This window comes from Runella rosea, assembly GCF_003325355.1.
GTDB classification, from domain to species: Bacteria; Bacteroidota; Bacteroidia; order Cytophagales; family Spirosomataceae; genus Runella; species Runella rosea.
Map to the genome: position 1 here is coordinate 4,768,524 of NZ_CP030850.1, position 15,024 is coordinate 4,783,547.

Annotated in this window: 12 protein-coding genes; 1 reads left to right on the top strand and 11 read right to left on the bottom strand. The window is 45.6% G+C overall.

Annotated elements, in window-relative coordinates; translation table 11 throughout:
* Nucleotides 1–16 precede the first annotated feature (16 nt).
* Entirely contained in the window at nucleotides 17–1,966 is a 1,950-nt protein-coding gene (locus DR864_RS19800; protein WP_114068594.1) for a KUP/HAK/KT family potassium transporter, read from the bottom strand.
* A gap of 231 nt (nucleotides 1,967–2,197) precedes the next feature.
* Nucleotides 2,198–3,658 (bottom strand): NADH-quinone oxidoreductase subunit N, encoded by a 1,461-nt coding sequence (locus DR864_RS19805; protein ID WP_114070378.1) that lies wholly within the window; start codon nucleotides 3,656–3,658, stop codon nucleotides 2,198–2,200.
* 39 nt (nucleotides 3,659–3,697) lie between these two features.
* Here DR864_RS19805 and DR864_RS19810 point away from each other — a divergent pair, with 39 nt between their 5' ends.
* Entirely contained in the window at nucleotides 3,698–4,339 is a 642-nt protein-coding gene (locus DR864_RS19810; protein WP_162793984.1) for a hypothetical protein, read from the top strand.
* A 91-nt stretch (nucleotides 4,340–4,430) separates the two neighbouring features.
* On the opposite strand, the gene DR864_RS19815 is transcribed toward DR864_RS19810, so the two are convergent.
* From DR864_RS19815 to DR864_RS19855, 9 genes are all read right to left on the bottom strand, one after another.
* Entirely contained in the window at nucleotides 4,431–5,618 is a 1,188-nt protein-coding gene (locus tag DR864_RS19815) for a phosphoglycerate kinase (protein WP_114068596.1), read from the bottom strand.
* Nucleotides 5,619–5,826: 208 nt separating this feature from the next.
* Nucleotides 5,827–6,258: a nuclear transport factor 2 family protein gene (locus DR864_RS19820; protein WP_114070379.1), complete on the bottom strand. Its 432-nt coding sequence runs from the start codon at nucleotides 6,256–6,258 to the stop codon at nucleotides 5,827–5,829.
* Between the two features lie 8 nt (nucleotides 6,259–6,266).
* Nucleotides 6,267–7,568 carry an MFS transporter gene (locus tag DR864_RS19825; RefSeq protein WP_114068597.1) on the bottom strand — a complete coding sequence of 434 codons (1,302 nt, stop codon included), beginning with the start codon at nucleotides 7,566–7,568 and terminating at the stop codon, nucleotides 6,267–6,269.
* 80 nt (nucleotides 7,569–7,648) lie between these two features.
* Nucleotides 7,649–8,320: a bifunctional 4-hydroxy-2-oxoglutarate aldolase/2-dehydro-3-deoxy-phosphogluconate aldolase gene (locus tag DR864_RS19830; protein WP_114068598.1), complete on the bottom strand. Its 672-nt coding sequence runs from the start codon at nucleotides 8,318–8,320 to the stop codon at nucleotides 7,649–7,651.
* A gap of 20 nt (nucleotides 8,321–8,340) precedes the next feature.
* A complete protein-coding gene (locus DR864_RS19835) occupies nucleotides 8,341–9,378 on the bottom strand; it encodes a sugar kinase (protein WP_114068599.1) in 1,038 nt (345 codons plus the stop codon).
* A 108-nt stretch (nucleotides 9,379–9,486) separates the two neighbouring features.
* Nucleotides 9,487–10,896, bottom strand: a complete 1,410-nt coding sequence (gene uxaC / locus DR864_RS19840) for a glucuronate isomerase (protein ID WP_114068600.1) — start codon at nucleotides 10,894–10,896, stop codon at nucleotides 9,487–9,489.
* An 18-nt stretch (nucleotides 10,897–10,914) separates the two neighbouring features.
* Nucleotides 10,915–12,462, bottom strand: a complete 1,548-nt coding sequence (locus DR864_RS19845) for a tagaturonate reductase (RefSeq protein WP_114068601.1) — start codon at nucleotides 12,460–12,462, stop codon at nucleotides 10,915–10,917.
* 34 nt (nucleotides 12,463–12,496) lie between these two features.
* The gene (locus DR864_RS19850) at nucleotides 12,497–14,407 is read right to left on the bottom strand and encodes a glycoside hydrolase family 88 protein (protein WP_114068602.1); all 1,911 of its coding nucleotides are present in this window, start codon (nucleotides 14,405–14,407) and stop codon (nucleotides 12,497–12,499) included.
* A 33-nt stretch (nucleotides 14,408–14,440) separates the two neighbouring features.
* Nucleotides 14,441–14,782, bottom strand: coding sequence for a cupin domain-containing protein (locus DR864_RS19855; RefSeq protein ID WP_114068603.1), 342 nt, complete (start codon nucleotides 14,780–14,782; stop codon nucleotides 14,441–14,443).
* Nucleotides 14,783–15,024: the final 242 nt, after the last annotated feature.

Below are 15,024 nucleotides of genomic sequence, written 5' to 3' on the forward strand. Positions count from 1 at the left end.
TATATTTGGTTAAAAATTAGCCATAAATCCGTTGCAGATTTACCTTGTCTATGGCTCTGATGATAAGTGGGACTTTTTCGATTTTTACGGCACTGCTATCCAATCCAAACCACTTGTCTTCACTGTTGGTAAAGCTTTTGATAAAGAAGTACGCTTTCATAATAAGTTGCTCAAAAATGGGCAACTCATTTTCATACGAAAGGAATTTTTCTAACACAACAAAGCGGAAATCGCCGATAACATTGTGGCGGTGTAGCGATTCGTAACGGCTGGTGATGTCCACTTCTTTGTTTTTTACCATGTCTTCGATGATACGGCGCAGGTAGAGATTGATGCGCTGTTCGATGCGAAAGCCCAGCCGGAAGGTGACTTTGATGACATCGTCGGGTTCAATGACGTCGACTTTGTATTGCATTGTGTACGGTTCATCAGTCGTATCAACGTGGACAAACCAGTATATATCGGCCCGTTTGGGGCGTTTTTCGAAAATAGAGTAGATAATTTTAGACTCAACTTCGCTCGTACGCGAAGCGTTTGACATAAAGACGAGGTGCGTGGCGTATTTGGGGATGCTTACGTCGCGGCTGAGTTCTTTGAGTGCATCAATGTACGTAGCAAGTTTGGTATATTCCGTCAACTGTGCTTTGATTTGGCCAGCTTTAAGCCAGATAAACATCACCGTGGCCAGAATGGTACAAATCAACACCGACACCCAGCCTCCGTGCGCAAATTTCTCTAAGTTGGCGAGCATAAAAGCGCTTTCCACCGCGAAATACACCACCAAAAATACAATGACCAGCCACATATTGTAGCGGTGTGTATAAAGATAGTACGACATCAGAAGCGTGTCTACGAGCATGGTAAGCGTGATGGCCAAACCATAAGCAGCTTCCATATTGGTAGAGCGCCTAAAATACAGTACCACGGCCACGCAACCGATAAAAAGAAGCAGGTTAATGCTCGGCACATACAACTGACCCTTTTGGGCTGAAGGGTACTTTAGTTTGATTTTCGGCCAGAAATTGAGGCGAATAGCTTCACTGACCAACGTAAACGAACCCGTAATCAACGCTTGGCTGGCAATGATAGCGGCCATGGTAGCAATGGCAATGCCTGGCAATAAAAACCAGTCTGGCATGAGTTCATAAAAAGGCTTACGGCCGTTGAGATACTGGCCATTGTGCGCCATCAGCCATGCCGATTGGCCAAAGTAATTGAGCAGTAAAGTGAACTTTACAAATACCCAACTTATACGAATGTTTCCCCGGCCGCAGTGACCCAAGTCGGAATACAGTGCTTCAGCCCCCGTTGTACACAAAAAAACGGCCCCTAAAAGCGCAAATCCTCCGGGATGTTCAACCAATAATTGATAAGCATAATAAGGGTTGAGGGCTTTGATAACCAATGGGTTTTGGATGACGTGGGAAAATCCCAAAATACCCAAGGTGGAGAACCAAACCAACATGATGGGTCCGAATGCACCGCCAACTACTTTTGTCCCAAAAACCTGAATGATAAACAAAACGGCCAAAATGACCAATACAATCGGGACGGTCTGAATGTTTGGATATAAAATCTCCAATCCTTCAACCGCCGAAGAAACTGAAATCGGCGGACAAATAATACCATCGGCCAAGAGCGCGGCTCCTCCAATCATGGTAGGGATGGTGAGCCACTTGGCATGGCGTCGTACTAGCGCAAAAAGGGCTAAAGTTCCGCCTTCACCACGGTTGTCGGCTCGGAGAATTAATATGACGTATTTAATAGTTGTTTGCAGCGTGAGTGTCCAGAATACGCACGAGAGTGCACCCAATACAACCTCTTCATTGATACGGCTTTTACCAATTATGGCCTGCATTACGTACAAAGGAGAGGTGCCAATGTCTCCATACACAATCCCCAATGCAACCAATAATCCCGCGCCTGAGATTTTGTCTAAATTGTGGTGACCGTTACCTTGTTCCATGAAAATCGTTTGTTCTATATAATGATAGGAAGCACTGGTTATGAAGCAGGGATATATGTCTAATTTTAAATCGATTTTAGAACGTAGTTTTCCGCAGATTTGGTGAAAAAGTCGGACAAATATAAATGCTTGGGCTATCTGTTGTTATCGGAAGCCCAAAATTATTCACTAATCTGATAAGAATCAGCCAATACTGTATAGCATAAGGCGGTTGAACAGGAGAAAAACGGCTTATAGCAGTCGAATCCAGTTAATCAATCCATCGGTCTTGAAAAAGAGGGCTAAAATGCTGATTGTCAGTAGAGAAATAAGAATTATTGCTGCGTACGAAATAGGTGAGGAAACTGGGGAAGATGCGCTTGTTCGAAAAAATAGATAAAAGGGAATTTTAAAATAATAAAATAGTGAAATAACGGCATTGAGCAACCCAACAACCAACAATATCACTAACAATGGGTCACCGTTGGTCTGATACGCTTCCCAAAGCGAGGAGAATACGAGCAATTTAGCCGTAAATCCTGCCGTGGGAGGCAGTCCGACCAAACCCAGCATGAGCACCGTAAAACAAACACTTAGCAAAGGATAGACCGCGCCTTTGCCCGTAATAGAAGCCAAAGTGGGGGAGGGAGTATCCTGTCCCATCAAATCAATGAGCAGAAAAACCGCAATGTTGATGATGACATAAACCGTGATGTAAAATACTGCGCTTTCAAACCCCGTTTGATTAAACGCCGTCAATCCTACAATGATAAATCCTGCTTGTGCAATGCCAGAGTAAGCCATGAGCCGTTTTAGGTCGTTTTGCCAAAGGGCAGCCAGATTGCCGACCAAAATACTCACCAACGCAATGATGGCCATGAGTTTTTGAAAATCGGCGGGGAAGACACTCAAAAGGCGCATCAAGAGCAGCAACGCCGCTGCTTTGGGGGCGGTTGATAAAAAAGACACAATGGGCGTGGGGGCCGCTTCATACACATCTGGCGGCCAAACGTGAAACGGAACCAACGAAAGTTTGAATAGCACCCCGCTCAGGGTGAGAAATCCGACCACCAACAAGATAAGCGGCGGATTTTGGGCTAACTGATTGGCAAATACGTCGCTCGTAAAATCTAGCGTCCCCGTCATCCCGTACAGTAGCGAAAGCCCGTACAGCATGATGGCCGAACTCAGGGCCCCAAACAAAAGGTATTTAATTCCGCCCTCTGCGGGTTTTTTACCGCTGCCAAAGGTGACCATTAAATAAGACCCAATCGATACCAGCTCTATAGATAAGTACACGCTCAGCCCATTGGTGGCCATCGTCATCAGAAAAAGTCCTAGCACCACTGCCAACAAAATACTGTAAAACTCGGCGGGGAGTTTCGTTTGCATACATTGAACGTGCAGCAACACTAATAGCGCCGTAACGAGAATAATGAGTTTGAAGAAAACGGCTTTGTGGTCAAGATAAATCAGGTGATGAAATAAATAACCGCCCAAGTCGTTCCATTGAAGACAAACCAAGACCAAAGCAACCGCCAGCGCTCCGATGGTTAAGCTACGCAGGATGCCAGTAGTCTGCAACTGCCAGGGGCTGTATTTTAGCAGAATTTCACTGAGAATAATGAATAAAAATGCTCCTGCCAGCCACGTTTCAGGTAAAAAACCGGGCAGACTTTGGATAACGTGGTAAAGATGGTCTTGGAGTCGCAAGGTAGATTGTTTAATTTGCTCGCAAAAGTACAACGCAACATGAAAAAGTCATTACTCTGTGGGGGATTGATTTTACTAACCCTCGTAACTTATGCCCAAAGTATGTTTATTCAGGACATCAACGGGCGCCCTATTTTCGAAAATGGATACGTAGAAATCGAAGGTTCGCCCTACCTCAACGACGCATGGTCGAGGGGAAGTGTCAAGGCTAAAAATAATGGGAAAACCTATGAGCTGGCAAAAATGCGGTATGATCTCTACAAAGACGAACTCGAGTACGAAGAAAACCAAAAGCCGTACCGGTTCAGCAGCGAAATCACGGAGTTTTCGACCAACGACGGTGTGTTTAGAAGCGGTTTTCCAGCGATAGAATCCCTTACCGCCCGAAATTTTTATCAGGTTATGTACGACGGAAATGTTAAACTATTAAAACACAGCACCGTTAGGATTCAGACGGAAAAACTCTACAGTTCTGCCACGCAAACCAAACGGTTTATGAAAGAAGATGCGTTGTATTTGTTTAAAAATGGCACCCTGACCCGCCTCAAAAAAGACAAAAAAGCCTTGTTGGAAGCACTCGGCGACAAGCAGGCAGAACTAGAAACGTTTATCAAAGACCAAAAATTGAAACTATCGAAAGAAGAAGATATTCTGCGCGTAGTGGAGAAGTATGAAGGATGATAATTATATTGATTACCAAAGTTTTAGACTACTCAAAAAAAGAAGGGCGCATTTCGTGCGCCCTTCTTTTTTTGATGAATATTGAAAAAAATTAAGCCAAGGCTGCTACGCCTGGCAATTCTTTTCCTTCCATGTATTCGAGCAATGCTCCACCGCCCGTTGAGACGTAGCTCACACGGTCGCCGTAGCCAGCGTTATTGATAGCCGAGGCCGAATCCCCCCCGCCGATGAGTGAAAACGCACCGTTTTCTTCGGTTGCTTTTACCACTGCTTTGGCGATTGCGTCAGTACCGATGGCAAAGTTAGGGAATTCAAATACACCCATCGGGCCGTTCCAAAGAATAGTTTTTGAAGTACGTACTACTTCTTCAAACAATGCAATAGTTTCTGGACCAATATCTAAGCCTTCCCAGCCGTCGGGGATTTGTCCAGTAGCAACGATTTGGCGGTTGGCGTCGTTTGAAAAAGCATCGGCGCATACATTATCTACGGGCATGATGATATTCACGCCTTTGGCTTTGGCTTTTTTCAGAATTTCGAGGGCCAATTCTTGTTTGTCAGCCTCTAAAAGCGACTTTCCAATTTTACCGCCGAGGGCTTTGGTGAATGTATAAGTCATTCCGCCTCCGATGATGAGGTTATCCACTTTGTCCAAAAGACGCTCAATGATGAGAATTTTGTCCGAAATCTTGGCTCCTCCCATGATGGCCGTGAAAGGGCGCTCAGCGTGTTCGAGAATACGCTGTGCATTGTCGATTTCGGCTTGCATAACGTAACCGCAGATACGGTCTTCAAAAAACTGCCCGATAACGGCGGTAGAAGCGTGTGCACGGTGCGCGGTTCCGAAGGCATCATTTACCCAAACATCACCGAGTTTTGAAAGTTTTTCGGCAAAGTCCACGTCGCCTTTTTCTTCCTGCTTATAAAAACGAAGGTTTTCGAGTAACAGGATTTCGCCAGGTTGGAGGGTGGTAGCTTGGTCGTACGCAGATTCTCCGATGCAATCATCGGCAAATTTGACTGAAACCCCCAAGATGACCGATAATGGGTTGATTAAGTGTTTAAGTGAATATTTTTCGGTTGGACCGTCTTTCGGCCGTCCCAAATGTGACATCAGAATGCAGGAGCCGCCATCTGCCAAAATTTTGCGGATGGTAGGGAGGGTCGCCTGAATACGGGTGTCGTCAGTAATTTCGAATTTTTCATTGAGGGGCACGTTAAAGTCCACGCGAATAAGCGCTCGTTTCCCTGCAAAATTGTACGAATCTACGGTTTTCATAGGATTCCAGTGGGTTGAACTAAAGATTGATTTACAGGACAAAAATAGTTTTTTCGGTCCACTACCCTCACATAATCCGTTTTTTCTTTTTACAAACCGCCTCAGAAAGAGCGGTTGGAGGATAACTGGGGTGAGTTTTAGGAATAAATAAACCACAAAAAATCCCCTTGACCGAGGCCAAGGGGATTTTTTGTGAAAACTGAAACCGTTAAATTTTTACTGCCTGTCGAGCCAGCAATTTCCAGCCTCCTTTTTGTTTTTGCCACACCATCAAAAGTGAGAGGTTTGCCGTGCCGGGCTTACCACTATTGTTGGTGGTCCCCGCTAATTTATGGCGTACGATGGCGGCGTTGCCAGCTATTTTGATGGTTTGTTCCGTCAGATTGATGGTCACAAAATCAGATTCTCCGCTTACAATAGCGCGCACAAATTCAGCTTTGTCTTCAATCTTGCCGTTGGAGTGGCCATAGCTTAAGGCTTCATCGGTAAGACTTTCGAGGGTTGCTTTGTCGGCGTCAATCATTGCTTTTTTGAGTGCTTCTACGGCACTTGCAACCGCTGCTTCGTCTTTCGATTGGGCAAATGTTGTATTGAGAACCGAGAAGCAAGTAATCAGTAAAAATGCGAGGGCCTTTTTCATAGTCATTTTTATAAATCTACTGGTTTCATTTTAGGGACCAAGAAGTGCATAATCGTCCAGGCCAACACGTAAGCCGCGCCGCACACAAAAAACATGATGTAATAGGCCGTCTCGATTTGGTTGATAGAACGATAATAGACAAACATGTTTTTTTGGACCAAAGCAGAAAGTAAAATCCCGCCCAAGGCACCAAACATCCCACCGATTCCAGTGACGGAGGCAGTGGTGTATTTTGGAAACATATCCGAAACCGTGGTGAAAATATTGGCACTCCACGCTTGGTGGGCAGCAGCAGCAAATCCAATGACACAAACCGCGTACCACATATCAATGCTGCCTAAAATTTGCGAGAAAATAATCGGCGATACACAAAGGGCATAAATAAGCATGGAAGTTTTGCGCGCCCTGAACACAGGCCAGCCTGTTTTGATAAGGTACATGGGTAAATAACCACCCAAAACACTGCCGAAAGTGGAAAGCGTATACACTACCGCCACTGGAATGGCAATCTGAGTACCCGTAAGTTTGTATTGGCTTTGCAAAAAGTCGGGCAACCAGAAAAGATAAAACCACCAGATAGGGTCGGTGAGGAGCTTACCCAGGGCGAATGCCCATGTTTGGCGGAAACTTAAAAGTTTGAACCAAGAAACCTGCGGTTTGTTGACATCGTTTTTGTCGGCCAATACTTCAGCGGCATCAGAGTGAATGTAATCGTATTCGGCTTTTGAAAGTTTTGGGCTTTTGCTGGGTACTTCATAAAACATCAGCCAAAGCACGAGCCAGACAAAACCCAACATCCCCGTAATGATAAACGCCCATTGCCAACCCATTTCGGCGGCGATAAAAGGCACTGAAAGTGGGGCCACAATGGCACCGAAGTTGGTGCCAGAGTTGAAAATTCCCGTGGCAAAAGCACGTTCTTTTTTAGGAAACCATTCGGCAACGGTCTTGATTGCGGCAGGAAAGTTTCCAGCCTCTGTAATACCGAGCGCCGAACGTACGACGGCAAACCCAAAAACAGTATTTACCAAGGCATGGGCTACGGCCGCCACGCTCCACAAAGTAGTAGCAACGGCGTATCCGATTTTGGTGCCCAGTTTATCGACCAAACGGCCAGCGCCGAGCATCCCGAAGGCGTAAAAAAGTTTGAAGGCGATTTCAATGTTGGCGTAGTCGCCATCGTTCCAGTTTAGTTCTTCCGAAAGCGTGGATTTTAATAAACTGATTACCTGCCTGTCGAGGTAGTTAATGGTGGTTGCGAAAAATACCAGACCGCAAATAGTCCAGCGATAATTACCGATTTTTTCCATTTAGAAGAAGGGTTTTGTAACTACATAAAACTCACTAAGCACATAGCTTATTGATTTAGCTAGCTATGTGTTCTGCATTTTTACGCGGTTGGAGCGAGGGTTTGGTAATAGGTTAGTAATGTATTTATCTTTTGGGCTATTTCTTCAAAATTACCTGCTTCGACAACGGCCTTTGGAAAGAGTTGTGAGCCAATGCCCACCGCGCTTACCCCCGCACTAAACCACTCTTTGAGGCTTTCGGGTGTGGGTTCTACGCCTCCCGTTACCATCACTTTAACTTTGGGTAAAGGGCCTTTCAAGGCTTTGACAAATCCTGAACCCACGACATTTCCGGGAAAGACTTTTACAATTTCTGCCCCTAGTAAAGTAGCATTGTACACTTCCGAAACGGTCATGGCACCAGGCATCCAAGCGATGTTTTGAGCCTTGCATACTTCGGCCACATCCATTGTAGTACAGGGTTGAACCACAAAATCAGCGCCCAGTGCAATGAATTCCTCCGCCTGAAGAGCATTGAAAACGGTTCCAATACCTAAAGCCATTTTTGGGTAGTTTGTACTGATAAAGTCGCGTAATACTTTGAAAACTTCTTTGGCGTTTTCGCCGCGATTGGTAAACTCAAACGCCCGAATCCCTCCGTCGTAACAGGCTTTAATGATTTGGCAGGTTACTTCTGCGTCGGGATGATAAAACACCGGTACGATGGGTGCACTTGCCAGGGTTTGATAAACGAGTTGTGGTTCAAAGGCCATTGGTATCGTTGTTGTTTACATTAATTTTCACTCAAAACGTTGTTTAACGTTTCTTTTACTTTTTCTACGGTTTGCTGTGAAGCGTCGCCGTATTCCTGCAATTTTCCAAACGCTGCTGCTGCTGCAAAATCAATAATGTCCTGCGGAGCGTGTTGGTGGTGTAGGCCATAAATAAGGCCGCCCATAAAACAATCGCCGCTGCCTACTTTATCCACCACTTTCTGGGTGGTAAATTCGGGAGAAACATACTGTATTCCGTCTTTGTATAAAGTAGTATAATACTGAATTCCTTCGTCGAACGCGTCGAAACGGAAGGTATGAGCCACGACTTTGCACTTCGGAAATGTCGCTTGAATATTTTCGGCAGTGGCAATGCTGTGAGCCAAATACTTCTCCTGTGTAGGGTTTTGCTCTACCGTTTTATCAACTGGAATGCCCAAAAGTGTATTAGCGGCCCAGATATTGCCCATGATTACGTCGCAGTACTGCGCCAAGGGGGGCATGATTTCGACGGGTTTTTTACCAAATTGCCATAGTTTGGCGCGGTAGTTTAAATCTACAGAAATGGTAATGCCCAAGCGCGAAGCTACCTGCAATGCTTCCAGACAAGCATCTGCTACGTCTTGGTTGAGGGCGGGGCTGATGGCGCTGAAATGAAACCAAGAGCAACCTTCCAAAATCTGTTCCCAATCTACTTTGCCCACTTTTAATTCTGAAAACGAAGAAAAAGCCCGGTCGTAAATCACGCCAGCGTTTTTTAAATCTGCCCCCTGTGGCAAATAATACGCACCGATGCGCGACCCAAAATGCCGAATGCCGGAAGTTTCAATCCCTTTTTCCTCAATGTAGGCTTTGATTTCGGTCGATAGTTGGTTTTCGGGTAAAACCGTGCTGTAGCGTACGGGCACTTCCCAATTGGCAAGGGCATTAGCTACGTTGAGTTCGGCACCGCCGACAAAAACGGGCATGTTCGCCTGTTTAATCCACTCACCATTGAGTTGCGGCGAAAAACGCAACAGTAATTCTCCAAAACAACAAATAGTATTTCCTGTACTCAAAGGTGTATTCTTTTGGTTATCAATTATTTAATTAAGCTATTGGGTCGGTTTGATGCGTGATGATGGTTTCTCAAAACCGTCGCCACGCGCCCCCGACCTCACAGACTATTAAAATCCGAAATATTGCTTGGCGTTATTGTAGCAAATATTCTGAACTACCTGTCCAATCCACTCGGTATCATTGGGCAATTCGCCATTTTCGATGTCGTTGCCGAACATATTACACAAAATGCGCCGGAAATACTCGTGGCGAGGAAAGGATAAAAACGAACGTGAATCGGTAAGCATTCCGACGAAGCGGCTCAACAGCCCCATGTTCGACAGCGCGTTTATTTGTTTTTCCATTCCGTCTTTCTGGTCCATAAACCACCAACCTGAGCCAAACTGGATTTTACCCGCTACCGATCCATCGTTGAAATTACCAATCATGGTGGCAATCACTTCGTTGTCGGCAGGGTTGAGGTTATAAATGATGGTTTTTGCCAATTGGTTATATTCATCCAAACGGCCTAAGAACTTAGACAAAGCCATTGCCTGCGACCAGTCGCCGATGGAATCCCAGCCCGTATCGGGGCCAAGCAGACGCAAGGCACGGGTGTTGTTGTTGCGCAAAGCACCGATGTGGAATTGTTGTGTCCAGCCCAGTTCGTGGTACATGGTGCCGAGGTAGTGCAAAATCGCGGATTGGTACAATACCTGCTCCGCTGAGGTGATGGTTTGACCCGCCAATGCTTTTTTGAAAATCGCGTTGGCATCTTCAGGCGTAAAATCAGCCGCGTATAATTGCTCCAGACCGTGGTCAGACAACAAACAACCTAAGGAAGCGAAAAAGTCCGCCCTAGCGCGCAGGGCTTTGGTCAAATCGTCGTACGACCTGATTTCAAAACCTACGATAGTGGCCAGCTTTTGGATGAAACCAGCAAAGTTTGGATTGCTGATTAAGATAAATTTGTCGGGACGAAAAGCGGTGCGCATTTGAATTTCAAAGGTGCCTTCGTTTTTCAATTGCTGATGGTATTCCAGCGAATCCAGCGGGTCGTCGGTGGTACAGACAACTTCGACGTTCATTTTACGCAACAGATTCCGCACTGAATAATCGGGCGTGCGGAGTTTTTCGGAACACTCATCATAGATTTTTTGGGCGGTTTTGGGGCTCAAAATATCGTGAACGTCAAAATAACGCTGCAATTCTAAATGCGTCCAGTGATAAAGTGGATTCCGGAGGGTATAGGGGACGGTTTCGGCCCATTTTTCAAACTTTTGATAATCACTTTTGTCGCCCGTACAGTAGCTTTCGTCTACGCCGTTGGTACGCATACCGCGCCACTTGTAGTGGTCGCCGTAGAGCCAAATCTGCGTTAAATTCTCGAAGTTTTTATCGTTAACGATTTGATCTGGTGGCAAGTGGTTATGGTAATCAATGATGGGCATCTGTTTAGCAAACTCATGATAAAGTGTGCGTGCCGCGTCGGTTTGCAGCAAAAAGTCTTCGTCTAAAAAAGTTTTAGTGACCAACATTTTAGTATAGCTAGATGGTTAGAGAGTCGCGTTAATTTCTACGAATGGGGTTGTATTTCTATAAAAAAAGGCTTCAAGCGTGGATTTTACCCCATTGTCAATCATATTTTCTACGTTTTCTGTTACACTTTGGGCAAAACCGGGGAGCAAAGTAAGGTCGGTGTCCCACAGCGTTTTATTTTGCAGCACCGATTCAACCAATTGAGCAGGCGTATTTTGTTGCCATTGTTGATAAAAATACTCTGCTTTTTCGTCCTGAATAGGATAGAGCTGCCCGTCTCGTTCGCCAAAATAGACAAAGCGCTCCTTGGCAACCGATTTCATAAAACACAAATAAGCCGCAAAACCCAATGAAAAATATTCAGGTACACAGTTGAAAATATCGTAATAACGAAGGAGCGTCGGAACATTACGCAGTTTCATTTTTGAGGTATAATTGAGCGTGATGCTGAGCCATTGATGATTGAGATGTGGATTACGAAAGCGGTCTAATACCTGCATTCCAAAACGTTGCGGGCTTTTTTCGTCCATAGGGTACGGAATCGCAAGACCCAATTCGGCCATCATTAGATTGCTGATATACGCCGACATCGTTTCGTTTTGCATTGCACCAATGACGTTGTCAAATCCGGCTAAATAGGCTAAGCCGCTGCTCAAAGTGTGGGTGCCGTTCAGCAGGCGCAGTTTAAGTTCGCGAAAGAGGTTAATATCTGGCTCAACAAAAACACCATCGTCGGCTTTGTGAAAAGAAAGCACCTGTTTTACGTGTTCGTTGCCTTCGATGGCCCACAGTCTGAATACTTCGCTCATTGTGAGCAGTTTGTCTTCGTAGCCCAATTCCTCGGTAAGTCCTTTATAAGTAACGGCGTCAGGTTTGCCGGGTACGATTCGGTCTACCAATGAGTTACAAAAATGATTAGCGCTTTCGAGCCAATCCAGAAAACTAGACTCTAGCCCGTTGCGGTGGGCCAATTCGATGACGATGGACTCAAGTTTAGTGCCGTTGTCAGTAATCAATTCGGTAGGAACAATCACCAACCCCGACGCTTTGCTACCGCCAAAGGCCTGAAACCGGGCGTATAAAAACGCCAACAATTTCCCTGGGAATGACGCGGGCGGAGTGGCAGAAATATCATCCTGCGTGAGCTGAATGCCTACTTCTGTGGTGTTGGAAATGATGATTTGAAGTTCGGGGTTCTTGGCGCAATCCAAAATTCCTTGCCATTGCGATTTGGCCGACAGCACGCGGCTGATGGCCGAGCAAACGATATTTTCTTCTACGTTTTGACACAGTTCAACCCCCCTAACACACAGCGTATAAAGGCTGTCTTGCTCGTCAAAAGCGGCGGCATCGCCGCCATCGGTCGATTTGACTACTACGATTCGGCCGTTGAAAATGCCTTGCCGATTGGCCTTGTCAATCAAATAATCGGGTAATCCCCTCAGCAAAACTCCAGTGCCGAATTGCAGTACTTTTTCGGGTAATTCAAAAACAGACTCGTCGGGAACGACCAAGTTTGGTCGGTCACGAAGCAGATTTAATTCATTTTTAGATAGATATGTCATGGTGCCGTATTGGTTGACTGGTTTTAGTGAACGGCTATTTTTTGGCAGAAAGTAGCCACGTAGCTAAATCTTTGGCGGCCGAAAAGTTTTCATAAACGACAGGAATGCGGCGGCCATCGGTGTATTCATTGTACAGCCATGGGTCACCTACGGCAAACACCGTTCCTTTTCCTACTTTTGCTACGCCGATAATCACGTCTCCTTTATGACTCATAATCCCTTGGGCGGGTGCTTTCAAGTTGAGCGGGGCTAATTCTTTGATGTAAACAGCTTTAGTATTTTTGAAAATCTGATTTCCCGACGGAATGTCGATGCGTCCCTGCTCCCACTGCGTGCCTTGTACCATATTCACGTTTTTGGGCAGAAATTGAATGCCGAATTCATTGGCCAAACGGTTGAAATTTTTATGCTCACAATTGGCGGTGTCGTTGGCCATCAAAACGAGCGTTCCGCCAGCTTTTACCCAATTACTGATTTGCTTGATGTCAGTGTCTTGAATGAAATTGGGATTAGCAGTTTCTTTTTTCGTATCGGGGTCAACGATGATGTAAACGTCTACATTTTTGAGATTTTCGGCCGTTGGGGCGGCTTGGATGGCCGTGGTTTTGGCACCTAAATCACGAAAAATATTCCCCCAAACCTTGAATCCAGAGTGCATGGGGTCTTCCCATGTGTAATGAAATTGTTCTTCCTGCCCGTTCCAATTTTTGCGGAACTCACGATTGAAATAATAATCCGTGGCGACGGTTTTGCCTTTACCAAGGCTATTTTCAGAGGCAATTTCCATCTCGACGCTGGCAAAGATGAACGGCCCGACGCCTTTGAGGTCATTCTGGCGAATGGGCTCGCTGAGGTAGTACTCATAGCTGCCATCGCGGTAAGGTGTGCCGCCGAGGCCGCCCACGCTCACCGTTTTGTTGAGGTTGAGCGTGCCGTTGGGGGTTTCTTCTACAAATTCTTTGAGGATGCCGGCGTAGCCTTTTTGGGCCACCGACAAATAAGTTTGAGGTAAATAGCCCATGCGTACGCCCTTGGCCAACGCGTACACAAACATGCACGAAGCGGAGGCTTCAAAATAATTGCCTTTGCGCGTACCTTGGGTGGTCATCTGGTACCATACGCCCGACTTAGCATCTTGATACTTGACAAGCGCAGGCGCTAAACGTTGCAGGTATTTGACCAGATTGGCGCGCTCGGGGTGAGTCTCAGGAAAATAATCCAACACATCGACGAGCGCCATGGCATACCAGCCGATGGCCCGACTCCAAAAGTGCGGCGAGAGGCCCGTTTTTGGGTCGGCCCATTTTTCGGACTTACTTTCATCGTACGCGTGGTAAATGAGCCCTGTTTTTGGGTCAACGGCGTATTTCTCAATCAGCGCAAACTGCTTTGCAATGTCGTTAAAATGCTCGGGATGGTTGAAAATGAGGCTGTATTCCGCCGAAAAAGGCTCGGCCATAAACAGCCCGTCGAGCCACATTTGGTTGGGGTAACGCTTTTTGTGCCAGTACCCGCCTTCTTTGGTTTTGGGCTGGTTTTCAATTTGTTTCCACAATAAATCAGCGGCTTTGCGGTATTTTTCTTTGTCGGGCTGGGTTTGTTGGTAGATTGTCAACAGTGCGCGCCCCGTTGGGATATTGTCGAGGTTGAAATCATCGTATTTATAGGTACGAATGCTCCCTTCTTTTTGGACGTAGCGATTTATATCCCGCACCACATACTCAAAATACTTACCGTCGCCAGTGCGGTTCCATACTTTTTCGATGGCTTTATAAATCAAACCTTGCTCGTAATCCCAGCCCGCGGGCTTCCCTTCCTTAACTGTAATGGAATCTTTGTGCCAACTCATCACCGATTCGGCCATCCGAACCGAGTAAGGCGTTTTTTGGGCAACGAGCGAATGGCTGATGGCCAGAATAAATGAATAAAATAGTAGGTGTTTCATTATGATAGATATGACTCAATTTACAGCTGATAGTTAGACAAAATCTTCGCGCATGGGATTGAAAACATCAACCAATAATCCTTCTTCTAAGCAAACGGCTCCGTGTAATACGTTGGAAGGAACAAAATAGACGTCTCCCCCTTTTAAGTTTCTGGTTTGGTCGCCGATGGTCACTTCAAACACCCCGCTGGCTACGTAGCTGATTTGCAAATGGGAGTGTTGATGAATTGTTCCAATCCCTCCCTGTTTAAAAGCAACTTTCACCAACATCAACTCATTGGTGTATGACATGACTTTACGCTTTATTTTCTCATCGACGACTTCCCAAGGAAGGTCGTCGTCGGCGACCAGTACTTTTTCGAATGAAGGATGCATAAAAGATTTAAAATTGTATTTTTCAGTTAGAACTAGTTGCAGACTCTTTTTGGGGAGTTAGCAACCGAAGGATTGAGTTTATCTTTATTTTAGTTGTTAGTCAATGATTTTGACCGATATTTTTATGCAAACGTTATCGGTAACGTTGCCGAATTGTACTTAACAAAAAATAGATTGTAAAGAATCAAGAATAAGCCCTGGGTTGAACGAGTTTATAGTGAGAAAAGTGATTCTGAAAAAAT

Coding starts and splice junctions, on each gene's coding strand:
- DR864_RS19845 (WP_114068601.1), bottom strand. CDS start 12,462: ATGACATATCTATCTAAAAATGAATTAAATCTGCTTCGTGACCGACCA.
- DR864_RS19800 (WP_114068594.1), bottom strand. CDS start 1,966: ATGGAACAAGGTAACGGTCACCACAATTTAGACAAAATCTCAGGCGCG.
- uxaC (WP_114068600.1), bottom strand. CDS start 10,896: ATGTTGGTCACTAAAACTTTTTTAGACGAAGACTTTTTGCTGCAAACC.
- DR864_RS19850 (WP_114068602.1), bottom strand. CDS start 14,407: ATGAAACACCTACTATTTTATTCATTTATTCTGGCCATCAGCCATTCG.
- DR864_RS19810 (WP_162793984.1), top strand. CDS start 3,698: ATGAAAAAGTCATTACTCTGTGGGGGATTGATTTTACTAACCCTCGTA.
- DR864_RS19820 (WP_114070379.1), bottom strand. CDS start 6,258: ATGAAAAAGGCCCTCGCATTTTTACTGATTACTTGCTTCTCGGTTCTC.
- DR864_RS19830 (WP_114068598.1), bottom strand. CDS start 8,320: ATGGCCTTTGAACCACAACTCGTTTATCAAACCCTGGCAAGTGCACCC.
- DR864_RS19825 (WP_114068597.1), bottom strand. CDS start 7,568: ATGGAAAAAATCGGTAATTATCGCTGGACTATTTGCGGTCTGGTATTT.
- DR864_RS19855 (WP_114068603.1), bottom strand. CDS start 14,782: ATGCATCCTTCATTCGAAAAAGTACTGGTCGCCGACGACGACCTTCCT.
- DR864_RS19815 (WP_114068596.1), bottom strand. CDS start 5,618: ATGAAAACCGTAGATTCGTACAATTTTGCAGGGAAACGAGCGCTTATT.